The sequence below is a fragment of the Nocardioides agariphilus genome, from assembly GCF_015352445.1.
GTDB classification, from domain to species: domain Bacteria; phylum Actinomycetota; class Actinomycetes; order Propionibacteriales; family Nocardioidaceae; genus Nocardioides; species Nocardioides agariphilus.
Window position 1 is genome coordinate 1 of the sequence record NZ_JADKPO010000036.1, and the last position, 24,319, is coordinate 24,319.

Annotated in this window: 26 protein-coding genes; 23 read left to right on the forward strand and 3 right to left on the reverse strand. The window is 69.4% G+C overall.

All coding sequences use genetic code 11. The annotated features are described in order from the left end of the window. Positions 1-378: 378 nt before the first annotated feature. Positions 379-957, reverse strand: a complete 579-nt coding sequence (locus ISU10_RS19515) for a GtrA family protein (protein WP_194698115.1) — start codon at positions 955-957, stop codon at positions 379-381. 52 nt (positions 958-1,009) lie between these two features. Between ISU10_RS19515 and ISU10_RS19520 the strand changes: the two genes are divergently transcribed. Together ISU10_RS19520 and ISU10_RS19525 are read left to right on the forward strand one after the other, a co-directional pair. Further along, a complete protein-coding gene (locus ISU10_RS19520; RefSeq protein WP_194698116.1) occupies positions 1,010-2,086 on the forward strand; it encodes an amidohydrolase family protein in 1,077 nt (358 codons plus the stop codon). Continuing rightward, on the forward strand, positions 2,086-3,903 hold the full coding sequence (locus tag ISU10_RS19525) for a GNAT family N-acetyltransferase (protein WP_194698117.1): 1,818 nt from the start codon (positions 2,086-2,088) through the stop codon (positions 3,901-3,903). The genes ISU10_RS19520 and ISU10_RS19525 overlap by 1 nt, the downstream gene beginning before the upstream one ends. Positions 3,904-3,949: 46 nt before the next feature. On the opposite strand, the gene ISU10_RS19530 is transcribed toward ISU10_RS19525, so the two are convergent. After that, on the reverse strand, positions 3,950-4,606 hold the full coding sequence (locus ISU10_RS19530) for a hypothetical protein (RefSeq protein ID WP_194698118.1): 657 nt from the start codon (positions 4,604-4,606) through the stop codon (positions 3,950-3,952). 191 nt (positions 4,607-4,797) lie between these two features. Between ISU10_RS19530 and rpsP the strand changes: the two genes are divergently transcribed. From rpsP to ISU10_RS19620, 18 genes are all read left to right on the forward strand, one after another. Then, positions 4,798-5,394 (forward strand): 30S ribosomal protein S16, encoded by a 597-nt coding sequence (gene rpsP / locus ISU10_RS19535; RefSeq protein ID WP_194698119.1) that lies wholly within the window; start codon positions 4,798-4,800, stop codon positions 5,392-5,394. Between the two features lie 5 nt (positions 5,395-5,399). Then, complete coding sequence (locus ISU10_RS19540) at positions 5,400-5,642, forward strand: RNA-binding protein (RefSeq protein WP_194698120.1); 243 nt, start codon at positions 5,400-5,402, stop codon at positions 5,640-5,642. A gap of 143 nt (positions 5,643-5,785) precedes the next feature. After that, entirely contained in the window at positions 5,786-6,331 is a 546-nt protein-coding gene (gene rimM, locus ISU10_RS19545; protein WP_194698121.1) for a ribosome maturation factor RimM, read from the forward strand. 1 nt (position 6,332) lies between these two features. Continuing rightward, complete coding sequence (gene trmD / locus ISU10_RS19550) at positions 6,333-7,493, forward strand: tRNA (guanosine(37)-N1)-methyltransferase TrmD (protein WP_194698122.1); 1,161 nt, start codon at positions 6,333-6,335, stop codon at positions 7,491-7,493. A 189-nt stretch (positions 7,494-7,682) separates the two neighbouring features. Then, complete coding sequence (gene rplS / locus ISU10_RS19555) at positions 7,683-8,060, forward strand: 50S ribosomal protein L19 (protein ID WP_194698123.1); 378 nt, start codon at positions 7,683-7,685, stop codon at positions 8,058-8,060. A gap of 50 nt (positions 8,061-8,110) precedes the next feature. Then, positions 8,111-8,860, forward strand: a complete 750-nt coding sequence (gene lepB / locus ISU10_RS19560; RefSeq protein ID WP_194698124.1) for a signal peptidase I — start codon at positions 8,111-8,113, stop codon at positions 8,858-8,860. A gap of 20 nt (positions 8,861-8,880) precedes the next feature. Next, positions 8,881-9,702: a signal peptidase I gene (gene lepB / locus ISU10_RS19565; RefSeq protein WP_370865736.1), complete on the forward strand. Its 822-nt coding sequence runs from the start codon at positions 8,881-8,883 to the stop codon at positions 9,700-9,702. Continuing rightward, on the forward strand, positions 9,699-10,451 hold the full coding sequence (locus ISU10_RS19570; RefSeq protein WP_194698125.1) for a ribonuclease HII: 753 nt from the start codon (positions 9,699-9,701) through the stop codon (positions 10,449-10,451). The genes lepB (ISU10_RS19565) and ISU10_RS19570 overlap by 4 nt, the downstream gene beginning before the upstream one ends. Continuing rightward, complete coding sequence (locus ISU10_RS19575) at positions 10,448-10,756, forward strand: DUF2469 domain-containing protein (RefSeq protein WP_194698126.1); 309 nt, start codon at positions 10,448-10,450, stop codon at positions 10,754-10,756. The genes ISU10_RS19570 and ISU10_RS19575 overlap by 4 nt, the downstream gene beginning before the upstream one ends. 180 nt (positions 10,757-10,936) lie before the next feature. Continuing rightward, positions 10,937-11,374: a TadE/TadG family type IV pilus assembly protein gene (locus ISU10_RS19580; protein WP_194698127.1), complete on the forward strand. Its 438-nt coding sequence runs from the start codon at positions 10,937-10,939 to the stop codon at positions 11,372-11,374. A 29-nt stretch (positions 11,375-11,403) separates the two neighbouring features. Continuing rightward, on the forward strand, positions 11,404-13,248 hold the full coding sequence (locus tag ISU10_RS19585) for a TadE/TadG family type IV pilus assembly protein (RefSeq protein ID WP_194698128.1): 1,845 nt from the start codon (positions 11,404-11,406) through the stop codon (positions 13,246-13,248). A 292-nt stretch (positions 13,249-13,540) separates the two neighbouring features. Further along, positions 13,541-13,966 carry a TadE family protein gene (locus tag ISU10_RS19590; RefSeq protein ID WP_194698129.1) on the forward strand — a complete coding sequence of 142 codons (426 nt, stop codon included), beginning with the start codon at positions 13,541-13,543 and terminating at the stop codon, positions 13,964-13,966. A gap of 62 nt (positions 13,967-14,028) precedes the next feature. After that, on the forward strand, positions 14,029-15,822 hold the full coding sequence (locus ISU10_RS19595; RefSeq protein WP_194698130.1) for a Tad domain-containing protein: 1,794 nt from the start codon (positions 14,029-14,031) through the stop codon (positions 15,820-15,822). 122 nt (positions 15,823-15,944) lie between these two features. Next, a complete protein-coding gene (locus ISU10_RS19600; RefSeq protein WP_194698131.1) occupies positions 15,945-16,319 on the forward strand; it encodes a YraN family protein in 375 nt (124 codons plus the stop codon). Continuing rightward, positions 16,319-17,911: a YifB family Mg chelatase-like AAA ATPase gene (locus ISU10_RS19605; RefSeq protein WP_194698132.1), complete on the forward strand. Its 1,593-nt coding sequence runs from the start codon at positions 16,319-16,321 to the stop codon at positions 17,909-17,911. The genes ISU10_RS19600 and ISU10_RS19605 overlap by 1 nt, the downstream gene beginning before the upstream one ends. Next, the gene (gene dprA / locus ISU10_RS19610) at positions 17,908-19,098 is read left to right on the forward strand and encodes a DNA-processing protein DprA (RefSeq protein ID WP_194698133.1); all 1,191 of its coding nucleotides are present in this window, start codon (positions 17,908-17,910) and stop codon (positions 19,096-19,098) included. Before ISU10_RS19605 ends, dprA begins: the two co-directional genes overlap by 4 nt. Next, complete coding sequence (locus ISU10_RS19615; protein WP_194698134.1) at positions 19,095-19,517, forward strand: hypothetical protein; 423 nt, start codon at positions 19,095-19,097, stop codon at positions 19,515-19,517. The genes dprA and ISU10_RS19615 overlap by 4 nt, the downstream gene beginning before the upstream one ends. A 56-nt stretch (positions 19,518-19,573) precedes the next feature. After that, complete coding sequence (locus ISU10_RS19620) at positions 19,574-20,473, forward strand: tyrosine recombinase XerC (protein WP_194698156.1); 900 nt, start codon at positions 19,574-19,576, stop codon at positions 20,471-20,473. On the opposite strand, the gene ISU10_RS19625 is transcribed toward ISU10_RS19620, so the two are convergent. Continuing rightward, entirely contained in the window at positions 20,446-21,093 is a 648-nt protein-coding gene (locus tag ISU10_RS19625) for a M23 family metallopeptidase (RefSeq protein WP_194698135.1), read from the reverse strand. The genes ISU10_RS19620 and ISU10_RS19625 overlap by 28 nt on opposite strands. A 412-nt stretch (positions 21,094-21,505) precedes the next feature. Between ISU10_RS19625 and rpsB the strand changes: the two genes are divergently transcribed. From rpsB to pyrH, 3 genes are all read left to right on the forward strand, one after another. Then, positions 21,506-22,615: a 30S ribosomal protein S2 gene (gene rpsB / locus ISU10_RS19630; RefSeq protein WP_194698136.1), complete on the forward strand. Its 1,110-nt coding sequence runs from the start codon at positions 21,506-21,508 to the stop codon at positions 22,613-22,615. A 52-nt stretch (positions 22,616-22,667) separates the two neighbouring features. Beyond that, a complete protein-coding gene (tsf, locus tag ISU10_RS19635) occupies positions 22,668-23,480 on the forward strand; it encodes a translation elongation factor Ts (protein ID WP_194698137.1) in 813 nt (270 codons plus the stop codon). A gap of 124 nt (positions 23,481-23,604) precedes the next feature. After that, positions 23,605-24,318 carry a UMP kinase gene (pyrH, locus tag ISU10_RS19640; RefSeq protein WP_370865738.1) on the forward strand — a complete coding sequence of 238 codons (714 nt, stop codon included), beginning with the start codon at positions 23,605-23,607 and terminating at the stop codon, positions 24,316-24,318. Position 24,319: the final 1 nt, after the last annotated feature.

A 24,319-nucleotide genomic window follows, 5' to 3' on the forward strand; every position in this document is an offset into this window, starting at 1 on the left:
GGAATGGCTCCGATCCAGGCCCGGGTCGCGCTCGCCCGCAACGCTTGCCGCCTGATCTACCGCATGCTCGTGACCCAACAACCCTTCGACGAACAGGCGCATCTTCGAGGAAGGCTCAGCCGCGGACGGTGACGGCCACGTTAGCTATGCCGCTCGACGGCGCAACCTAGCTTGCCGCCCGCCCGCGCTGGGCCGCCCTCACGGCGCACACGAAAGCCTGCCGCAGCACGGCGCCTGATCAGCCTGCCGGACCCCGGGCGGCCCACCTTCCAAAGACGAGCACCTCTCGTCGCGATCACAGCCCAGCTACTCGGCGGGGCCGCTCCCGCACGCCCAAACTCAGGGTTGACTCGCGCCGTGAAAGCTAGCGCGCCTTCCTCAACCAGCGAGTCGGCTGAATTGCTCGGCCCGCTCCTCGCGCTCCTCGCGGTGCAGAGCGCGCACCGCGTTGAAGGTCCAGACCTTGTTGAGCACGAACGAGAGCGGCATGACCATGCCGATCACGATCAGCTGCGCCCAGTAGAGCCGGGTGCGCAAGCCCGAGGAGTCGTCGAAGACCGAGGTCGGCAGGGCGACGGGGGACTGCGGGTGCATCAGGGCGGTCAGCAGCAGCAGGCCGACGGCCTGGCCGAGCAGTCCCACGGCGAGGAAGGGCCAGTACTCCTTCCACCAGCCGGCGTGCCGTGAGGACTGGAAGGCCCAGGTGCGGTTGAGCTGGAAGTTCCAGAGGTTGGCGACCAGGAAGGCCAGGGTCGAGTAGACGTGGTACCAGCGCACGTTGAAGTCGCTGAGCGGCAGGCCGACGACGGGGGTGTCGTGTCCGGGGCCGAGCTTGTAGGCGACGATCAGGGCGATCATGTTGACGATCACCCCGGACAGCCCGACGGCGCCGAAGCGGGCGAGCAGGATGAGGTTGCGGCGGTGCCTCACCAAGACGAGGTCGCGCAAGCCGGTCACAGTCCGAGGCTATCCGGGCCCGCCACGTCGGCGAGGCGATACGTTCGGAAACATGGCGTCGACCCTGCGTGTCCGAGGACCGGTGCTCCCCGACGGCGAGGTGCGCGATCTCTACCTCGTCGACGGGCACGTGACCCTCGAGCCGCAGGCCGGGGCCGAGACGGTCGCCGAAGGCTGGGTGGTGCCGGGGCTGGTCGACGCGCACTGCCACATCGGGCTCGACGACCACGGACCCGTCAGCGACGAGGAGTCCGAGGCCCAGGCCCTCCAGGACCGCGATGCGGGGGCGTTGCTGATCCGCGATGCCGGGTCACCGGCCGACACCCGCTGGGTCCAGCAGCGTGACGACCTACCGAGGCTGATCAGGTGCGGACGTCACCTGGCCCGCACGAAACGCTACATCCGCAACTACGCCGACGAGGTCGAGCCCGTCGACCTCGTGGCCGCCGCGGTCCGCGAGGCTCGCGCGGGCGACGGCTGGGTCAAGCTCGTGGGCGACTGGATCTCTCGTGAGGAGGGCGACCTGGCGCCGTCGTTCCCGCCCGAGGCGTTCGCTGCCGCGATCGCGGCGGCCCAGGCCCAGGGGGCCCGCGTCACGGCGCACTGCTTCGGAGCGGCAGTCCTGCCAGGCCTGATCGAGGCCGGCATCGACTGCATCGAGCACGGCACCGGTCTCGACGCCGGCCTGATCGAGACGATGGCATCTCGCGGCACCGCGCTGGTCCCGACCGTCATGCAGCTCGACAAGTTCCCCGAGTACGCCGAGGCGGGCGCCGAGCGGTTCCCGGCCTACTCCGCGACGATGAGCGACCTCTACGAGCGGCGCCGGGCCACGCTGATGGCTGCCCACGACGCCGGAGTGCCGATGTACGCCGGGTCCGACGGTGGCGGCGTCAGCCGTCACGGCAACCTGGCCGGAGAGGTGGTCGCGATGGCCGAGCTCGGGATGCCTGCCGACTACGCCCTGGGGGCAGCCTCGTGGCGGGCTCGCGAATGGCTGGGCTGGAACGCCGCTCTCGACGAAGGTGCACCCGCCGACCTGGTCGTCTACGACCGCGACCCGCGCGAGGACCTGTCGGTGCTGTTCACCCCGGCCCGTGTCGTGCTGCGCGGCAACGTGGTCGGCTGATGGCCGACCCCACCACGCTGACGCCCGCCCAGGCGGCCGCTCTCATCCGTCCGGGCCAGCGGGTCTTCGTGGGATCGGCCTGCGCCACGCCACGCGCGCTCATGCGCGCCTTGGAGGAACTGGCGGAGCCGCCCGCCGGCGTCACCTTCGTGCACGGCCTCACCGACCGCGTCGGTCTGTGGTCCGACGAGGGACCGCCCACGACGTCGTACCGGCACCGGGTCTTCTACGTCGGCAGCGACGTGCGCGACCTCCGGCCCCGCGACGCCGTCGAGTACGTCCCGGTCTCGCTGCCCGACGTACCCGCGATGTTCACCGACGGTCACCTCCCTCTCGACGTCGCCCTCGTCCAGGTGGCGCCACCGGACAGCGACGACACGTGCAGCCTGGGCGTCTCCGTGGACATCACCCGGGCAGCCGTGCTGGCTGCGCGAACGGTGATCGCCGAGATCAACCCGGCGATGCCGCGCACGCGCGGCGACAGCCGCATCCCCCTCGACCGCATCGACCACTTCGTGCCGGTGGACACACCCGTGACCGAGTACGTCCACCCGCCGGTCGAGGGGGTCGCCGAGCAGATCGCCCGCTACGTCGCGCGCCTGATCGATGACCGGTCCACGATCCAGGTCGGGCTCGGCCGCGTCCCCGACCGGATGGTCCGGCACCTGGGCAACCGACGTGACCTCTCGGTCCACTCCGAGGTGCTGACCGACGCCGTCGTCGACCTCGTCGAGCAGGGCGTGGTCACCGGCGCAGTGGTCGGCAGCTGGGCGATGGGCACGCGTCGTCTCTACGACGCCCTCGATGCCGACGAGAGGTACTCCCTGCTGAGCATCGAACAGGTGTCCGACCCGGACGTGATCGCCCAGCACGAACGCATGGTCTCGGTCACCCAGGCGTTCACGATGGACCTGTCTGGCCAGGTCTGCACCGAGCGGCTCGACGGGCAGCTGTACGGCGGACTGTCGACGGGGCCCGACTTCCACCGCGGCGCCCTCAAGGCGCACCGCGGAACCCCCGTCATCTGCATGGCCTCGCGCACGCCGGCGGGTGACTGCGCGCTCCGTGTCGTGCTGAGGCCCGACGAGCCCGTGGCGCTCGCGCGGGCACTGGTCCGTTGGGTGGTCACCGAGTACGGCACGGCATACCTGTTCGGCAAGACCCTCGCCGAGCGCGCCCTGGCCCTGATCGGGATCGCCCACCCCGATGATCGCGAGTGGCTCCTGACGGCTGCGAGGGAGCAGGGCATCGTCGCGCCGGGTCAGGAGCTGCGCAGCACCTCGGCCTACCCCGTCGACGAGGAGCGGGAGATCGCCCTGCGCGACGGGCGGCGCGTGCTGCTGCGACCGACGCGCGCCGTCGATCGCGGAGCGCTGCAGGAGCTGTTCCACCGGCTGCCCGAGAAGGACGTGCAGACCCGCTTCTTCCAGAAGCTGCGGTCGCTGACCGACAGCGCGGCCGACCACCTGTGCAACGTCGACTACCACGACGACATGGCGTTCGCCGCCGTGGTGGGGGAGGCCGAGCACGAGCAGATCGTGGCGACCAGCAGCTACCACCTCGACCCGCGCGACGGGCTCGCCGAGGTCGCCTACATGGTCGAGCCGAGCTGGCAGGGCACCGGTCTGGCCACGACCCTGCACGCGAGAACAGCCGAGTACGCCCGCGCCCACGGTGTGCGTGGCTTCACCGCCGACGTGCTCATGGAGAACCTGGCCATGATGAAGGTCTTCCGCCGCGGCGAGGGGTACGACCTGCGGCGCGAGCTCGACGACGGCATCTATGAGGTGCGGATGCTCTTCACTCCCGAGACGTAGCCCGCGCAGTGGCCCGTGGTCACTCGTCGCGACCTTCGAGGAAGGCTCAGCGGGAGCGGTAGTGACGCACGCCGGTCACGGCCAGGACCGCCGCCCCGGCAGCCCCGAACACGAACGGCGCCAGCACCGCGCCGAGGATCGAGCCGACCAGTCCCCAGGTGTTGAAGACGTTGGCCACGCGGATGGCACCCGGTGGGCCGTCGCAGTCGAGGATCACGTGGCCGTTGCCGGTCGAGAAGGTGCCTACGCCCACCCACTCGTCGTCGTTGATGCTCACGGTCACCGACCCGCTGGGCTCCAGCGGCAGGTCGCGCCCCGAGGTGTCGGTCGTCGTGCAGGACCGGCTGTCTCCCGGCCGGGCCCAGACCATCTTCTCCTCGCCGGGCGGTAGGTCGACCTGGCTGCTGCCGGGTACGGCGACGTCGATGGCCCCGGAGAACACCCGCAGACCCGAGGTGACGGCCACCCCGATCAGCACCAACATCAGCACGAAGCCGAGGGCGATCAGGCCGGTGCCGATGAGGTACCAGGCCTTGCGCGAGACCCGGCGCTGCGTTGCTTCGGGATGTGGCGCGGAGGAGGTTGCGTGGCTGCTGGCGCCGCGAGCGGGCTGCGGTTCCGGGTCGCCGTACGGCCAGCCGGGCGGTGGCTGCGCGGAAGGCTGCCCCGGGGGGACCTCGGGGGCCGCGTCCTGGTGCGCCATGCCGGGAAGGTAGCGCCTTCACGCGCCGATTTAGCCGCCTTCCGGCCCTCTGGCAGAATGACGCGCTGAGTTCCGTGACGGGCTGGACCCTCTAACCACTACCCGCACACGGCGCCCCGAGGACTCTCACCCGGTTCCCCACCTGGCCGCGGAGTCCTCACCACGACAACTTCCGAGGAGACACCACAGACGTGGCCGTCAAGATCCGTTTGAAGCGCCTGGGCAAGATCCGGGTGCCGCAGTACCGCATCGTCGTCGTTGACGCCCGCAAGAAGCGCGACGGCAAGGTGATCGAGGAGATCGGCAAGTACCACCCCAAGGAGCACCCGTCCTACATCGACGTGGTCACCGACCGGGCCCAGTACTGGCTCGGTGTGGGCGCGCAGCCCACCGAGGCCGTCGAGCAGCTGCTCAAGATCACCGGCGACTGGCAGAAGTTCAAGGGCCTGCCGGGCACCGAGGGCACCTTGAAGGTCAAGGAGCCCAAGCGCGACAAGCTCGAGATCTTCAACGAGGCCCTCAAGGACGCCGCGAGCGAGCCCAAGGCTGGCGCGACCACCGCCCGCAAGCGTGCCGAGAAGAAGGTCGAGGAGGCTCCGGCCGCCGAGGAGACCCCGGCTGCCGAGGCTCCGACCGAGGCGCCCGCCGCTGAGGCTGTGGCCGAGGACGCGCCCGAGCAGGCGCCCGCCGACGAGGCCGCGGCTCCTGTGCCGGCCGACGAGACCCCCGAGGGCGCGGCCGAGGCTGCCGAGTCGGCGGAGACCGACGACGAGGAGGCCGGGTCCTGAGCGCGATGCTCGCCGAGGCGCTCGAGCACCTCGTCCGCGGCGTGGTCGACAACCCCGACGACGTCACGGTCCGCGACCGTCAGCAGCGTCGGGGCTCGGTGCTCGAGGTGCGTGTGCACCCCGATGACCTCGGCAAGGTGATCGGCCGCAACGGCCGCACCGCCACCGCGTTCCGCACGGTGATCAACGCCCTCGCCGGCCGCGGCGGGGCGCGCGTCAACTTCGTGGACGTCGACGGCGGCCGCTGAGAGCTTGACCTGAGAGCTTGACCTGAGAGCTTGACCTGAGAGCTTGACCTGAGACCTTGACCTGAGACCTTGACGACGACCGGGCGCCACCCAGACGGGTGGCGCCCGGTCGTCTGTCCTGGGGCCGTTCCTAGACTCCCCTCGTGAGCAGCACGGTCGAGGTGGTCGTCGGGCGCATCGGCAAGCCCCACGGCGTGCGCGGTGAGGTGACGGTCGAGGTGCGCACCGACGAGCCCGAGCGCCACTTCGTCGTCGGGGCCACCCTGAGCGCCCAGCCGCCACGAGGCTCGGCGAGCGGCCTGACCTCGCTCGAGCTGCAGGCCGTGCGGTGGCACGGGACCACGCTGCTGGTCAGGTTCGCCGAGCTGGGCGACCGCACCGCGGCGGAGGCCGCACGCAACACCCTGCTCGTGGTCGACGTGCCCGCCGACCGGGAGCCCGAGGATCCCGAGGAGTTCTACGACCACCAGTTGGTCGGGCTCGCCGTGGTCGACCTCGACGGGCAGCCGATCGGCGAGGTGACCGGCGTGGCCCACGGCGCCCAGGACCTGCTCGAGATCCGGGCCACCGACGGGCGCGAGACCCTCGTGCCGTTCGTCTCGGCGCTCGTGCCCGAGGTCGACGTACGCGCAGGACGCCTCGTGGTCGCCGACCGACCGGGACTCGTGGCCCGGTTCGAGGAGGACTGAGGTGCGGCTCGACCTGTTCTCGATCTTCCCCGCGTACTTCGACGCGCTGGAGCTCTCGCTGGCCGGCAAGGCACGCGAGTCCGGACTGCTCGACGTGCACGTCCACGACCTGCGCGACTGGACCCACGACCGGCACCGCACGGTGGACGACACCCCCTATGGCGGTGGCGCCGGCATGGTGATGAAGCCCGAGCCATGGGGCGAGGCACTCGACAGCGTGCCGATCGGGCCCGGGGGCGCGACGCTCGTGGTGCCGACCCCGGCGGGGGAGCGGTTCACCCAGGCTGTGGCGCGGAACCTGGCGACCCGCCAGCACCTGGTGTTCGCGTGCGGGAGGTACGAAGGGATCGACCAGCGGGTCATCGATGAGGCGTCGGCCCGGTTCGAGGTCCTCGAGCTGTCCGTGGGCGACTACGTGCTCAACGGAGGTGAGGTGGCCTCGCTCGCGATCTGCGAGGCCGTGGCCCGCCTCCTGCCGGGGTTCATGGGCAACCCGGGGTCGTTGGTCGAGGAGTCCCACGAGGACGGGCTGCTGGAGGCGCCGGTCTACACCAAGCCAGCGCTGTGGCGCGGTCACCAGGTCCCGCCGGTCCTGCTCAGCGGTGACCACGGCGCGATCGCCCGGTGGCGCCACGAGCGGGCTCTTCGGCGCACGGCCGAGCGGCGTCCCGACCTGTTGCGTCCGTCGGCAGTGCTCGACTCGTTCGTGGTGCGGCGCGCCGTGCCCGCCGATGCGGGGGAGCTGCTCACCTTGCAGCTGGCGTGCTGGGTCACCGAGGCTCACGACAACCCCGGCGTGCCGATACCCGCCCTGGACGAGACCCTGGCCGACGTCCAGGCCTGGCTCGGCGAGGGGTCGGTCCTGGTGGCTCGTGCGGAGGACCGTCTCGTCGGCGCCGTGCGCGCCGTGCAAGACGGCGAGGTGTGGCACATCGGCCGGCTGATGGTGGCGCCTGACCTGCGAGGGCGTGGGTTGGGGCGATCGCTTCTCGCGCGGATCGAGGGGGACGCGCCGCCCGAGGTCACGTCGTACGCGTTGTTCACCGGGAGGGGCAGCAAGCGCAACCAGCGGCTCTACAGGTCGGCCGGGTACCGCGTCACCGGAAGCCCCTCCACGGGCGTCGTCTCGATGGCGAAGCGACGGATTCGGTCACCGGGCTGATCTCTGGCAGACTTGTGCGTCGGCCCAGTCGGCCGAAGGGTCGCCCCGGAGAAAGGTCCGGAGGACCTGCGTCGGGCACCTGCCACAGGGGGCGCTGACGCCGCCGGCCACGAGCACCTCAACTGGGACCGCAACCAACTGCACACGCATCGATCCGCGGCTGACCTGTGGCAACCGTGAGGAGAGACCATGAGCCCCCAGAAACTGTCGCCCGGGAACTTCGCCGCCGTTGCCGAGCTCGGCAACGCCCTCAAGCGCGATGACCTGCCGGCCTTCCGTGCCGGTGACACCGTCAAGGTGCACGTCAAGGTCGTCGAGGGCAGCCGCTCCCGCGTCCAGATCTTCCAGGGCGTGGTGATCCGCGTGCACGGCTCCGGTGTCGGTCGCACTTTCACCGTCCGCAAGGTCTCCTTCGGCGTGGGTGTCGAGCGCACCTTCCCGCTCCACTCGCCGATCTTCGAGACCGTCGAGATCGTCACCCGTGGTGACGTCCGCCGCGCGAAGCTCTACTACCTGCGCAACCTGCGGGGCAAGGCCGCCAAGATCAAGGAGCGGCGCGAGGCCTGAGTCGGTCGACCAGGCATCTCGGACTACCACCCCCTGACTAGGCTCACCCGGTGACCAGCGAGCACCCCGACGGTTCGGTCGAGCTCGAGGCGAACAAGCCCAAGAAGCAGCTTCCGCTGTGGCAGGAGACGGCCCTGCTGCTGGTGGTCGCTCTCGGCTTGGCCATCTTGATCAAGGCGCTCCTGGTCCAGGCGTTCTACATCCCGTCGGAGTCGATGGAGCCGGGTCTGGTCCGCAACGACCGGATCCTGGTGCAGAAGGTCTCCTACTGGTTCGGCGGCACGCCCCAGCGCGGCGACATCGTGGTGTTCAAGGACCCCGGTGGCTGGCTGGGCGGCGCCGAGTCGGTCGGTCCGCCCAACGCCATCACCAAGGTGATGGCCAAGATCGGGCTCTATCCCTCGGGCGGTCACCTGGTCAAGCGAGTCGTCGGCGTTGCCGGCGACACCGTCAAGTGCTGCGACGCCAAGGGTCGCATCATCGTCAACGGCGTCTCCATCAACGAGAAGGGCTACGCCCGCAAGGGCGGTGCCGACTGCTTCGGCCCGCTGCGCAACTGCAACTGGGAGGTCGGCCCGGTGCCCGAGGGGCACATCTTCGTGATGGGCGACAACCGCAATCACTCGGCCGACTCCTCTGCCCACATCTGCGATGACGACTCGCCCACGTGCACTCCGGGCGAGGAGTTCGTGCCGGTCGACCTGGTCGTCGGCAAGGTGTTCGTCCTCCTGTGGCCGCGCCAGCACTTCACCTGGATCCATCGCCCCGACAGCTTCGACGACGTCCCCAGCCGCGGATGACCGCTGGTTAGGCTCTGCTGGTGACCACCGATCGCACCGGGGACGCCGCTGAGCGTGAGGTCGGGGGGTCGACGCCGGAGCCTTCTGCCCTCCGCGGACGCCCGCATCGCGAGCAGGCCCTGCAGCGCCGACACCTGCCGCTGTGGCAGGAGACGATCCTGCTGATGGTGGTCGCACTCGGCCTGGCCGTGCTGATCAAGGCGGTCCTGGTCCAGGCGTTCTACATCCCGTCGGAGTCGATGGAGCCGGGTCTGGTCCGCAACGACCGGATCCTGGTGCAGAAGGTCTCCTACTGGTTCGGCGGCACGCCCCGGCGCGGCGATGTCGTGGTGTTCAAGGACCCGGGTGGATGGCTGCCGCCGCAGGACTCGGCCGGTCCGACCAACACGGTCGCCAAGCTGATGGAGAAGGTCGGCCTGTATCCCTCGGGCGGTCACCTGGTCAAGCGGGTGATCGGCGTCGCGGGCGACACCATCACGTGTTGTGACAACCAGGGCCGGATCGAGGTCAACGGTGTCGCGATCGACGAGAAGGGCTACGCCGTCACCGACGGCCAAGCCTGCTACGGGCCGATGATCACCCGCTGCAACTGGCAGGCCGGCCCGGTGCCTGCCGGGCACATCTTCGTGATGGGCGACAACCGCGCCCATTCGGCCGACTCCTCCTGGCACATCTGCCAGGGCACCGACTGCACCCACGGCGACGAGTTCGTCTCGACCGACCTGGTGGTCGGCAAGGTCTTCGTGCTGCTGTGGCCACGCGACCACTTCACGTGGGTCCATCGGCCCCACAGCTTCGACGACGTGCCCGATCGGTCGCCGAGCTCGGCGGGCGCGCCGTGAGCAGCCTGCCTCGGGGCGCCACGGTCCGCAGCGACGCCGGCCTCTACGGCTACGAGCGGGCCCTGCGGCGCGCCGGTCTGGTCCGCATCGCGGGGGCCGACGAGGCCGGCCGCGGAGCCTGCGCCGGCCCGCTGGTCGCCGGTGCGGCGATCCTGTCCGACACCCAGGGTGGCCGGATCCCGGGGCTGGCCGACTCCAAGCTGCTCACCGAGAAGGCGCGTGAGCGCTGCTACGACCAGATCCTCAAGCGCGCGGTCTCGTGGTCGGTGGTGGTCGTGGAATCCGAGGAGTGCGACCGGCTCGGCATGCATGTCGCCAACGTCGAGGCCCTGCGCCGCGCGATCGCGCTGCTCGACGTGCCGGCCGACTACGTGCTGACCGACGGGTTCCCCGTCGACGGGCTGGGGGTGCCCGGCCTGGCGGTCTGGAAGGGCGACCGGGTGGCTGCGTGCATCGCCGCCGGCTCCGTGCTGGCGAAGGTGACGCGAGACCGCATCATGTGCCAGCTGCACGACCAGTGGCCGGCGTACGACTTCAAGACCCACAAGGGCTACATCACTGACACGCATGCTGCGGCACTGACCGAGCACGGGCCGTCGCCGGTCCATCGGATGCGGTTCGTCAACGTGCGCCGGGCGGCCGGGCTCGAGCCGCCCCTCGACCCGACGGTGGCGGACCTTGTCGAGAGCACTAACGTCGGGTCAGACCCTGGGACATCAGTCAGAGCCGAATGCGGGGAGTCAGCATGAGCGCCGAGGATCTCGAGAAGTACGAGACGGAGATGGAGCTGACGCTCTACCGCGAGTACCGCGACGTCGTCGGCATCTTCAAGTACGTCGTGGAGACCGACCGCCGCTTCTACCTGTGCAACCAGGTCGACGTGAAGGCACGCACCGAGTCGGGTGATGTGTTCTTCGAGGTGTCGATGACCGATGCCTGGGTCTGGGACATGTACCGCCCGGCGCGGTTCGCCAAGAACGTCAAGGTGCTCACCTTCAAGGACGTCAACGTCGAGGAGCTCAGTCCCTCCGAGATCGACCTGCCCAAGGAGTGACCCGGCAGTGACCATCGGGCGTGGTCCGAACGGGCCAGGCCCACTAGTCACAAAGGACTATGCGGTCCGTCTAGACCGATGATGTGCCTTCGGCGAATTACCCACCTGTTGCCTTCCCTACCGGCAGCATCGGTGGTGCGCGACCCCCCCCGAGGGTCGCCGACCTCGGAGGACCCCCCTGTGAGCACGTTCTTGAGTAGGTCTCGGCCACGCCGGACGGAGTCCGGAGCATCCGCCCTGGAGTTCGGGCTGATCGTCGGCACCATCCTCATCCCGCTGTTGTTGGGCGTCGTCCAGTACGGGTGGTACTTCTACGTCGCGCAGACCACCGGTGGTGCGGCGACACACGTCGCGCGCAGGCTCTCGGTCGGGGACTGCTGGGGGAGCAACGAGGCGCTCAACTTCGCCAAGGCCGAGGTCGCCTCGAAGCCGAGCCAGACCACACTGTCCAAGTCCCCGACGTCCAACTCCACAGCGGTCATCGGCACCACGCAGCTGACCGTCACGGTGACCGCCAACGGAGACCTGATCGGGTTCTTGCCGATGCCCAACGGCGGCACGATCACGCGGACCGTCAAGACCATGATCGAAGACACCACCTCGAGCGGCACATGTTGAGGCTCGGTGGGCGCCGCCTGCGCCTCCGCGTGCGTCCTCGCAGCGAGCGCGGCGCGACCGCGATCATCACGGCTTTCATGGTCGTCGTGCTGTTCGGCATCGCTGCGCTGTCGGTCGACCTCGGCAATGCCTTCGCCCGGCGCACCGACAACCAGACCCAGGCCGACTACGGGGCACTCGCCGCTGCTCGCAAGCAGACCACCACCGCCAAGTCGTCGATGACGATCACCACCGACATGGTCAACGCGGTCGTCACGGCGATGAACAACAACCAGCCCCAAGACGACACCAGCACGTGCTGGACGACCAAGACCTGCATCACCGCCACGATGCTCACCGACGGCCAGCTGGCCAACGGCGAGATCCGCTACTGCGGCACCGGTGGCCCGAGCTGCGGCACCAACTACGCCTCGACGGTCAAGGGCGTGCAGGTGTTCGCGCCAAGGAACAAGATCGACTACGGCTTCGCCAACCTGCTGGGCGTCAGCAGCGGACACGTCCAGGCAGACGCCCTGGTCAACGTGTTCACGGCCGGCAAGCGCGTGATGCCGATGTACGCCGTGCAGGGCTGCGACTACGGTCTGCAGACCCTGGCCGACCCCGCCAACAACGTCTCCACTCCCGTCGTCCCGACCTTGGCCTACAACGCCGACACCAACAACACCAACCTCGCGGCGGCGAGCGGTGTCATCAAGGATGCCTCCGGCACCGTCAGCGCCAACGTGCCGCTGAACTCGACCAACTACACGTTCACGTTCACGGCCGGCAAGTTCGCGAAGACCCGCTACATCGGGTTCTTCCGCGGCGACGACAGCGACCCGTTGAAGGTGCAGAAGACCAAGGTCTTCTGGCTGGACGGTGACGCCACCAAGACGCCGCTGAACCCGGTCCCTCCGGACACCGGCTACGACCCGGGCAACCAGAACCAGACGGTCACAGTGACCATCCCGGCAGCCGTGGCCCAGACGCCGGCGATCTGGTGGATCCGCGTGTTCGACGACCCGGACGCGACCGGCAAGTGGTCCAAGGCCTCGGAGGCTCTGCCGATCCGGGTGGGCGACACCGTTCTGGAATGCGCATCGGGCCCCAGTGCCGGCAACTTCGGCACCTTGAAGTTCCCTCGCACGGACGTCACCTCGTCCGAGGAGATCCCGGCCAACATCGCCAACGGCCTCCAGCCGCCGATGACCGCCGAGGTGCATCAGTGGGCGGTGCAGAACTCGACCTCGACGGGCTTGTGCACCGACGGCCTGGACGGCGCGGTGGTCTCGACGACCACGCTGCGCGCCGGAACGAACTGCGTCGACACCGACACCGGCCTGTCCGCACAGTTCGCCACCAAGGGCCTGGTGCAGGGCGGGGGCGCCGCCTACGCAGGGGTGCTGACCACCCAGAACACCCGCACCGGCTGCTCGCCCAACGGCAGCAACAGCAACCGCAACATCAACCTCAACAGCGTCGGCTACAGCATCAACGACGACGTGCTGAGCTGTTACTTCACCGACACCAGCACCTCGATCTACGACATCGCCAAGGCGAGCTACACCGCCGGCGTCAAGCTGGACCCCGCGATCCTCAGATCGCCCCGGTTCTTCTACGTGCCGGTGCTCAAGATCCAGCCCGGCAGCGGTGGCTCGCAGACCTACTCGATCATCGACTTCCGGGCGGCGTTCCTCACCGACGAGACCGCGACGACAAGCGCGACCAAGGGCTCCCACACGGGCACCAACAACAACGGCGTCGTGATCCAGGGGCAGGACATCAAGCAGCTCAAGGTCGTCTTCTTCAACGACGATGCCCTGCCCGTCGACGGCGACATCCCGCTCATCGACTACCTCGGCTCCGGCAACCGTGTCATCCGGTTGATCGACTGATCGAGGCAGTGCAATGTCCTTGTCCGCAGCCATCCCCGCATCGACCACGAAGGCTTGGTGAAAATCCCCCGATACCCCCCCCAAAAACCCGGTTCGGGCCGGTCACACAGTCCCCCTGCTGGGGGTGACACGCCCCACCTCGGTCTGGTAAAAGGTCTAGACCGAGGCTAGGCGGCATTTCAGTTTCGTCTCTCGGAGCCTCTTCAATAGTCCTAGCATCCGTTCGGGCAGAGCCTGTCTCGGGCTTTGCTACGGGGGGTAACGGGGCTCGGAGGCAATGGTGTTGAGACGTTTGAGGACGCGCAGAGCCGCTGGTGAGCGCGGCGCTGCCGCGCTCGAGTTCGGGTTGATCTTCGGCATCGTGTTCATCCCGCTCGTGCTCGGGGTCATCTCCTACGGGTGGTACTTCTATGTCGCTCAGACAACGGGAGCCGCGTCATCGCACATTGCCCGTCGGCTGGCGGTAGGGGACTGCTGGACAGGCACGAAGGCCTCGGACTACGTCAAGGCCGCGATCGCTTCCCGGCCGAGCCAGACAACCTTCAGCAAGAGCCCCTCCAGCAACAGCGGTGCCGTCATCGGCACGACTCAACTCACCGTGACGGTGACGGCCGACGGTGACCTCATCGGGCTCTTCCCGATGCCCAACGGCGGGACCATCACTCGTTCGGTCACGACCATGATCGAGGACACCACGGACAGTGGTGCCGCATGCTGACGCGCCACGGTCGGTCGCCCGCGCGACGAGGCCGTCGGGATGAATCTGGCGCGTTCGCCATCATGTTCGCGCTGATCGTGACCTTCGTGGTGTTCCCGCTGGCGGCGTTGGGCGTGGACCTGGGCAACGCCTACGCGCGCATCACAGACACGCAGACGCAGGCCGACTACGGGGCCTTGGCCGCGGCCAGATTGCAGACCGAGAGCGCCAAAGCGGGCATGACGATTCCGACAGCCATGGTCGACGCTGTCCGCGACGCCATGAACACCAACCAGCCCCAAGACGACAAGAGCAAGTGCTGGACAACCAAGACCTGCATCACATCGGCTCAGCTGACCGACGGCAACCTGACCAACGGCGAGGTGCGCTTCTGTGCGGGCGCTACATGTGGCACCGGGTACGCCACGACCACCAAGGGCATCCAGGTTCTCGCGCCGTATAACAAGGTCGACTACGGCTTCGCCAACATGCTGGGAGTCGGCAGCGGGACCGTCGACGCCGACGCCCTGGTCAACGTCTTCACCGCTGGCAAGCGCGTGATGCCGATGTACGCCGTCACGGGCTGTGACTACGGCTTGCAGACGTTGGCCGACCCTGCGGGTGGCTTCGCCACCCCTGCGCCGCCGACCACCCTCGCGTTCCCGTCCGACAGCAACGGCTCCACCCTCACGTACAGCCAGACGTCGACGCCTCCGAGCCCCCAGTTGAAGGACTCGAGCGGCACCGTCGTGACCTCCCTGGTCCTCAACTCGACCAACAACACGGTCACGTTCTCGGCCTCGAAGTTCCGCAACGTGAGCAAGATCGGCTTCTTCCGGGAGGACGGGTCGGCACCCGTCGAGGTGACCGAGTTCCGGGTCGGCACCTCCCCAGGCCCGCCGTACCAGACGGTGCCCTGGGACCCCAACGCCGCAGGCACCATCACTGTTGCCGTGCCGAACTCCGTCGCGGCGATCGGCGAGGTGTGGTGGATCCGCGTCTACAGCAGCGCCAACCCGGGCGCCAACCAGTGGTCCGATCGCACCCAAGCCCTGCCGATCCGTGTCGGTAACGCCGTCCTGCAGTGCGCCTCCGGCTCCACGGCCGGCAACTTCGGCACCTTGAAGTTCCCTCGCACCGACGTGGCGACGGCCAACCAGATCCCGGCCAACATCGCGCTCGGCCTCCAGCCGCCGCTGTCGCCGGTCGTGCACCAGACGCCCGCAACCAACGGCCTGTGCTCCGACGGGGTCAACGGCGCCAAGACGGCACCGAGTGGTGGCGTGACCCTCGTGGTGGGGGTCAACTGCGTCGACACCGACACCGGTCTGGCAGCCAACGTCGCCACCGAGGGGTTGGTGACGGGCAGCACCTACGGCACTGGCGTCCTCAGGACCAAGAACACCCGCGCCGGCTGCGACCCCACGGGTGGCTCCTCCAACCGGACGCTTCCGATCACTGGTAACCCCAGCATCAACGACGACGTACTGACCTGCTACTTCACCGACGGCACGACCTCGATCCAGACCATCGCCCAGGCCGGCTACAACGGTGGACCGGTCCTCGACCCGGCCATCTTGAGCTCGCCACGGTTCTTCTACGTGCCCGTCCTCAAGGTCCAGCCGGGCTCGGGTGGTTCCAACCGCTACTCGATCATCGACTTCCGGCCAGCGTTCATCACCGACGAGACAGCGAGCACGGCGTCGGTCAAGGGCGCACACACCGGCACATCGGACAATGGCTTGACCGTGCAAGGCAACGACATCAAGCAGATCAAGGTGGTGTTCTTCAGCCTCAATGCGCTCCCGAGCGAGGGCGACATCCCGCTGATCGACTACCTCGGTGTCGGATCTCGCGTCATCCGCCTGATCGACTGAGTTTCCCCGCACCCCCCAACCCTGCACAACGCCGCTTCCCGCGGGCCTGATCCACAGGACCGCACCACGGGAGGCGGCGTTGTCCATTGCTGCGACCAGGCTGTTCCGCGAGGAGGCAGCCAATGGAAGAGAGACAGAAGGACAGGCGCAAGCAGGGACTCGGTGCCTACGGCGAGTCGGTGGCCGCGCGGCACCTGACGACGGGCGGCATGGTGCTGCTCGATCGCAACTTCAGCACGGCGACCGGCGAGGTCGACCTGCTGTTGCGCGACGGTGACGTGCTGGTGGCGTGCGAGGTCAAGACCCGCACGGGCGACACGGGCGGCCTCCCTCACGAGGCGGTCGACAACGCCAAGGTCGCGCGCCTGCGGCGGGTGGCCGAGGAGTGGGTCGCCTCCCACGTCGCCGAGCCGCGCGACCTGCGCGTCGACCTGGTCGCTGTCATCCGGCCGCCCAAGGGCCGGGCGCTCGTCGAGCACGTTCGGGGCATCGGCTGATGTCGGTCGCCACCGCCCACGCCACCTGGCTCCAGGGCGCTCAGGGCCACCTCATCGAGGTCCAGGCCGACGTCTCGAACGGGGTGGTCGGCACGACCGTCGTCGGCCGGGCAGACGTCGCCATCAACGAAGCCCGCGAGCGATGTCGGATGGCCGTGGTCAACAGCGGGCTCGAGTGGCCGGGGACCAAGCGGATCACGATCCTGCTCTCACCCGCCGACCTCGCCAAGCGAGGCACGCACTTCGACCTCGCGATAGCGGTCGCCGTGCTGGCGGCCTACGGCAAGGTCAAGACCGGAGAGCTCAGAGAGTCGCTGTTCATCGGCGAGCTGACGCTCTCAGGCGGTTTGCGATCGGTTCCGGGAGTGCTGCCGATGGTGCTGGCCGCCTCGCGCCACGGGATCCGCCAGGTCTTCGTCCCGGAGCCACAGGTGCGCGAGGCCGCCATGGTGCCCGGCATGGTCGTGTTCGGGATGCGCTCGCTCGCGCAGGTCTCGGCGCAGCTCAACGACGAGCCTGTCCCCGACGCGCCGCCCGTCGCCGGGCTCTCGCCCGGTGACCTGCTGACCTGGCGTGGCCAGTCGCGGCTCGACGAGCTCGACCTGATCGACGTCGACGGCGTGGCCGATGCCAAGTACGCCATCGAGGTGGCCGCTGCCGGTGGCCACCACCTGATGCTCATCGGCCCCAAGGGAGCCGGCAAGACCACGCTGGCCGAGCGGCTTCCGGGATTGTTGCCCGACCTGACCCCGGAGGAGTCGCTGGAGCTGACGGCCCTGCACTCGCTGGCCGGTGCACTGGTCCCAGGCGATGACCTGATCGTGCGACCGCCGTTCTTCGCGCCCCACCACGACGTCAGCAAGGTGGGCTTGCTCGGCGGAGGCAGCGGACGGGTCAGGCCCGGTGACGTGAGCCGCGCCCACAACGGGGTCCTCTTCCTCGATGAGTTTCCCCTGTTCCGCTCCGATGTGATCGAGTCCTTGCGGCAGCCTCTCGAGAGCGGTGAGGTCACCATCACCCGAGGTGAGGACAGCGCCACCTATCCCGCGCGTGGACTCGTCGTGATGGCGTGCAACCCGTGCCCGTGCGGCAACTACCACCCCCAGCACGGTCGCAACAGGTGCGAGTGCCTCGAGCCCGCGCGCAAGCACTACCGCGCCAAGATCACCGGGCCGATCACTGACCGTGTCGACATCACTCGTCAGGTCGAGCCGGCTCTGCCCCACGAGCGCAACGACAGGTTCGCGCTGCGAGAGACCTCCGAGCTGGTCCGACTGCGGGTCTCGGCCGCCCGTGCTCGTCAGCATGAGCGCTACTCCGACCGCAGCTGGCGGCTCAACTCGCAGGCCCCCGGTCCTGTGCTCCAGCGGGAGTGGCCACTGGCACCGGAGCTGCAGCACAAGGTCGACGACGAGATCTTCCGTGGCCGTCTCACCCGTCGTGGTGCGACTCGCGTGCATCGCCTGGCCTGGACGATCGCCGACCTCGACGGGGTCGACGCTCCGGGCTTCGCGCAGCTCGACGCAGCGATCCGGCTCCGCTCGGGGGAGCCATTGCTCGACGCCCACCTGCGACGGAGGGCGGCTGGATGAGCGAGACCGGAGATCGCGAGCCCGAGCGGCTCGCCCGGGTGGCTCTCGGCTCGCTGGGCGAGCCCGGCGACCCGCGGATGGCCTCCCTCGTGGCCCAGCTGGGTGCCGTCGCGGTGCACGACCACCTCGCCCGTGAGCGCGACCCCGGACACGGGATGCTCGCAGACGTGGCCCTTCGCCTCGCCGCCACCCAGCCGGCTCGGGACCTCGAGCAGGCTGACCGCGACGGCATCCGGTTCGTGGTCCCGGGTGACGACGAGTGGCCGGCGCGTCTCGACGACCTGATGTCGGCCGGGCTGCTCCACGGTCGCGGGGGACCGCCACTGGGACTGTGGGTCAAGGGGCCGTTGCGCCTCGACGAGCTCGAGGAGTCCGTCGCGGTCGTGGGCTCACGCTCCGCGACCTACCAGGGCTCGTCGGCGGCGAGCGAGATCGCGGCCCGCGTCGCGCGCGCGGGCTACACCGTGATCTCCGGCGCGGCGTTCGGCATCGACCATGCGGCCCACCGAGGCGCCCTCGCCGCCGCGGGCCGCACGGTCGCCGTCCTCGCGTGCGGGGTCGACCGCAGCTACCCCAAGGCCCACCACAAGCTCCTCGAGCACCTCGGTGAGACCACCGCCGTGGTCTCCGAGCTGGGCCCGGGTCGCTCGCCGACCCCCTCGCGGTTCCTGACCCGCAACCGGCTGATCGCCGCGTTGGCACGAGGCACCGTCGTCGTCGAGGCCGCGATCCGCAGCGGCGCTCTCAACACCGCCACCTGGGCCTCGCGCCTGCATCGACCTCTCATGGGTGTGCCGGGAGCTGTCAATGCCGCCCAGTCCGAAGGCGTGCACCAGCTGCTTCGCACGGGGGCCGCGACCTTGGTCACCAACGGCGAGGAGGTGCTCGAGATGCTCGGTCCCAGCGGCGAGCACCTGGCGACCCGGCGCCGTGCGCGCAGCCGCCCCCGAGACGACCTGCCGGAGCGTCAGCGGCTGGTGTTGGAGGCGGTGCCGCTGCACAGTCCGGCAGGGTCCGACGCCATCTCCCGCACGGCGGGCGTCGGCCTCCTGGAGACGCAGTCGACCCTCAACCGACTGCAGGCGGGCGGGTTTGTCGAGCACACCCCGCGCGGCTGGGTGATCAACGACGACGAAGGTGCTCATTCGGCTGCGAAAAGTCGTGAAGTTCCTACGATTGACCCATGACCTCTGCGCTCTCCCCCCGAGCACGGTCTGAGTACGTCGCCACCGTTCTGCAGTCCGGCGCTGCCGGCGAGGTGACCCCCGGATCGACCCTCCACCGGACAGGACCGATCGCACGCGCGCTCGGCACCGTCCGGCACGCCACCGCGCGCATGCGCGGCCGGCAGTCCAGTGTCGGCTTCCTGGCCGTCATCCGCCGCGCCGACGGGGCCTTCGTGGTCAACGTCGACGCGGGCACCCGTGACCACGCCGCTGACCTGCTGCACCTGGTGCGCGAGCAGCTCGCGACGATGACCGTGTCGCAGTTCGAGCGGGCGTGGGGGATCGACAAACGGGCCGAGACGATCATCCAGCGCCACCTGGACCGTCAGGAGCTGGGTGCGCCGATCCGCGGTCGCCGCTCGCTACGCTCGGCTGGGTGAGCCGCGCCAGCACCCAGACGCCGGACGGCGAGCGATCTGCTGACCTGTCCGAGACGATGGCCGCGACCCTCGCGGCCTTCGAGACCCACCTGGCGGTCGAGCGCGACCTCAGCGCGCACACGGTGCGTGCCTACCTCGCCGACGTCACCAGCCTGGTGGTCCACGCATCGCGGCTCGGGATCACCGATCCGGGCGCGCTGCAGTTGCGCACCCTCCGCAGCTGGCTGGCCAACCAGCAGGTGACCGGTCGCTCGCGGACCACCTTGGCGCGCCGTGCCACCGCGGCACGGGTCTTCACGGCCTGGCTGGCACGCACCGGACGTGCGGAGTGCGACCGCGGGGCCAGCCTGGGATCACCCAAGGCCCACCGCACCCTGCCGCCCGTGCTGCGTGCCGACGAAGCGGCCCAGCTCGTGAGTCGTGCGGTCGAGGCTGCCGACGACGGCACACCCCTGGGGTTGCGGGACGCGGCGATGCTCGAGCTGTTGTATGCCACGGGGATCCGCGTAGGGGAGCTCGTGGCCCTCGACGTCGATGACGTCGACCGAGAGCGCAACCTGGTGCGGGTCTTCGGCAAGGGCCGCAAGGAACGCAGCGTGCCTTTCGGCCACCCAGCCGCTCGTGCGCTGGACCGCTGGCTCGTGCAGGGCAGGGCGGCCCTGTGTGCGGATGATGCGGGCGCGGCGTTGTTCGTCGGCGCACGGGGTCGACGCGTCGACCAGCGCGCGGTGCGGACCCTGGTGCACCGGCGCATCGCGGAGATTCCGGGAGCACCTGACATCGGCCCGCACGGCCTGCGTCACACCGCGGCGACGCACCTGCTCGAAGGAGGCGCCGACCTGCGAGCGGTGCAGGAGATGCTGGGCCACGCAAGCCTGGCCACCACCCAGCTGTATACGCACGTCAGCTCCGAACGGCTGCGGCGGGCCTACCAGCAGGCGCATCCTCGCGCCTGAGCCAGATCGGGGGACCAGCGGGTCAGCCGCGAGAGCTGGTCGAGGATTGCCTGATAGGGGTTGGCCCGCGCCAGCACGCTCGCTGACGAGCGCGCCATGCTGGACGCCACGGGCTGGCCGCGCCACAGGGGCAGCAGGCGAACGGGTCCCGCTCCCACGAGATCGAGGGGATCGAGGTAGGTCCGGCCCCGCAGCCACCCCCAGTGCAGACAGGTGCGCGGCAGGCAGTGGGACCCGAAGTAGGTCAACCTGCCGAGCACCTCGCCCTGGCCCACCGACGTGCCGACACGCACCGAGGCAGAGACCGGCTCGTAGGTCGTGCGAGTCTCGCCATGGCTGAGCACGACCACCCCTCTGCCGGCCAGCATGCCGGCGAAGGTCACCGTGCCGGGCAGAGCCGCGTGGACGCGCTGGCCGAGGTGGCCGAGCAGGTCCACACCGCGATGACCCGAGCCCCAGGCCACCTCGGGAGGGTCGAAGCCGCGCACCACCTCGGGACGAGGCTGCAGCGGCCAGACACCGACCGGCTCGGTGTCGGCAGCCGCAGGCGAGGTGAGCAGCGCGCTGGCCATCACGGACACCAGGAGGACCAGGGGTGAGCGTCGTCGGGGAGCGTTCATCGAGCCATCGTCACCACCTGAGCGACCAGGGTGCGCCAGCGAGACGGAGGGCTGTGGAGCCGCCGTACGTGAAGTCGTCGTGTGGACGATCGGCGGGCACGGCGAGCAGCGGGTTAGCGCGATTGGCGACCGTCACCGCGCTCGCGTACCCTGGTCCGAGCAGCTCCTCCGGGAGCTGACTTCGCACGTCCGCAGACCACGACGGCGCTCTGACTTCTGGGGCACCGACCACCCGTGGGCGAGCTTCCTCGGTCCCGGCCTCCTTTGGCCGGGTCGGAGCTCGCGCTGGCGTCAGGGCGATCGGCACCCGCCGGCTCGCAAGAACTGAAAAACAACCGGAGAGCGTTCGCCGGCCCCCCCTGCACGCAGGACGGGGCAGATGCAGGCGCCTCCCACCACAGGAGAAAACTTCATGGCAGTCGTCACCATGCGCCAGCTCCTCGAGAGCGGCGTGCACTTCGGGCACCAGACCCGACGCTGGAACCCGAAGATGAAGCGCTTCATCATGACCGAGCGCAACGGCATCTACATCATCGATCTGCAGCAGTCGCTGGCCTACATCGACCGCTCCTACGCCTTCATCAAGGAGATCGTCGCCAAGGGCGGCACGATCATGTTCGTCGGCACCAAGAAGCAGGCCCAGGAGGCCATCGCCGAGCAGGCGACCCGCGTCGGCATGCCCTACGTCAACCAGCGCTGGCTCGGCGGCATGCTCACCAACTTCTCGACCGTGCACCAGCGGATCAACCGCCTCAAGGAGCTCGACGAGGTCGACTTCGACGACGTCGCCGGCTCGGGACGCACGAAGAAGGAACTGCTCCAGATGCGACGCGAGCGCGACAAGCTCGACAAGTCGCTCGGTGGCATCCGCGAGATGACCCGCACGCCCGCCGCCGTCTGGATCGTCGACACCAACAAGGAGCACCTCGCCGTCGAGGAGGCGCGCAAGCTGCGCATCCCGATCGTGGGCATCCTCGACTCCAACTGCGACCCCGACCTCGTCGACTTCCCGATCCCGGGCAACGACGACGCGATCCGGGCGGTCGGCCTGCTGACCCGCGTGGTCGCCGACGCCGTCGCCGAGGGCCTGATCGCCCGCTCGGGAGTCAAGACCGAGGGTGCCGAGGCCGGCGCCGAGGAGCCCCTGGCCGAGTGGGAGCGCGAGCTGCTGGGTGGCGACGCCGACCAGGCCGCTGTTGCCGCCACCGGTGGCGACGAGTCCGCCGAGGCCCCCGCCGCGGAGTCCACCGGAGCCAGCTCCGAGGCGGTCGAGGTCCCTGAGGCAGCCACCGACGAGCCGGCTGCCGAAGCCGTGACCGAGGAGCCGGCTGCCGAGGCAGCCGCCGACGAGCCGGCCGCCGAGGCCGTTTCGGCGGACGCTCCGGAGGCCGAGGCCCCTGCCGAGGAGCCCGTCGCCGCGGAGCCCGTCGCCGAGGAGCCCGTCGCTGAGGAGACCCCGGCTGAGGACGCCCCGGCGGAGGACGCCCCGGTCGATGAGGCCGCAGACGAGGACAAGGCCTGAGGGTCCACCACCGACCCTGAGGCATTCGAGAGAAGTCGAGGAAGACAGAGACATGGCTAGCTTCACCGCTGCAGACGTCAAGAAGCTCCGGGAGATGACCGGCGCCGGGATGATGGACTGCAAGAAGGCCCTCGAGGAGGCCGACGGCGACTTCGACGCCGCCATCGACATCCTGCGCACCAGGGGCGCCGCCAAGGCGGCCAAGCGAGGTGCCGAGCGCGAGGCGTCGGCAGGGCTGGTCGCCCACGCTCCCGGCGTGCTGGTCGAGCTCAAGTGCGAGACCGACTTCGTGGCCAAGGGCGAGGACTTCGTCGCGACGGCGCAGCGCATCGCCGACGCGGCCTCGGAGGCCAAGGCGGCCGACCTCGAGGCGCTCAAGGGCGTCGCCCTGGACGACCAGACCGTCGGCGAGGTCGTCGAGGGCCTGGCCATCTCCATCGGCGAGAAGATCGAGCTCGGCCAGTACGCCTTCTTCGACGGCCCGGTCGTGGCCTACCTCCACAAGCGTGCCGCTGACCTGCCCCCGGCGGTCGGGGTGCTCGTCGAGTACTCCGGCGACGCCGACGCCGCCCGAGGAGCGGCGATGCAGATCGCGGCCATGCGCCCGCAGTACCTCACCCGCGACGAGGTCCCGGCTGACGTCGTGGCCAAGGAGCGTGAGATCGCCGAGGCCACCTCTCGCGAGGAGGGCAAGCCGGAGCAGGCGATCGCCAAGATCACCGAGGGCCGGCTCAACGGCTTCTTCAAGGACGTCGTGCTGCTCGAGCAGCCGTCGGTGACCGAGAACAAGAAGACCGTCAAGGCGGTGCTCGACGAGTCCGGCACCTCCCTGAAGCGGTTCGCGCGTTTCGAGGTCGGGGCCTGAGCAGGTAGGTTCCTCCCTGACCCATGAGGAGGCCGGTTGCGATGACTCAGCGAGCATCGGGACCGGCCTTTTCCGTGCCCCCTCATGGGACCAGGCACCGACCGACCGGAAGGAACACCGCCGCGTGACCCAGTACCGACGCGTCCTGCTCAAGCTCTCGGGTGAGGAGTTCGGGGGTGGCAAGCTCGGGGTCGACCCCGACGTCGTCTCGCGGATCGCCCGGGAGATCGCCTCCGTCTCGGCCGCGGGCTTCCAGATCGCGGTCGTCATCGGCGGCGGCAACTTCTTCCGTGGCGCCGAGCTCCGCCAGCGCGGCATGGACGGCGTGCGCGCCGACTACATGGGCATGTTGGGCATCGTGATGAACTGCCTGGCCCTGCAGGAGTTCCTCGAGCAACGCAACGTGGTGACGCGGGTGCAGACCGCGATCGCGATGGGCCAGATCGCCGAGCCCTACATCCCGTTGCGGGCGATCCGGCACATGGAGAAGGGCCGGGTGGTCATCTTCGGTGCCGGCATGGGCCTGCCGTTCTTCACCACCGACACGGTGGCGGTCCAGCGGGCGCTGGAGACCCACTGCGAGGCCGTGCTGTTCACCAAGAACGGCGTCGACGGGGTCTACTCCGCCGACCCCCACAAGGACCCGTCCGCGACGCGCTTCGACACCTTGACCTACGACGAGGCGATCAGCCGTGACCTCAAGGTCGTCGACCAGACGGCCTTCACCCTGGCCGCCGAGAACAAGCTGCCCATGATCGTGATGGGCCTGGAGCCCGAGGGCAACATCCTGCGCGCGGCACAGGGTGAGAAGATCGGCACGCTGGTCAACGCCGGCTGAC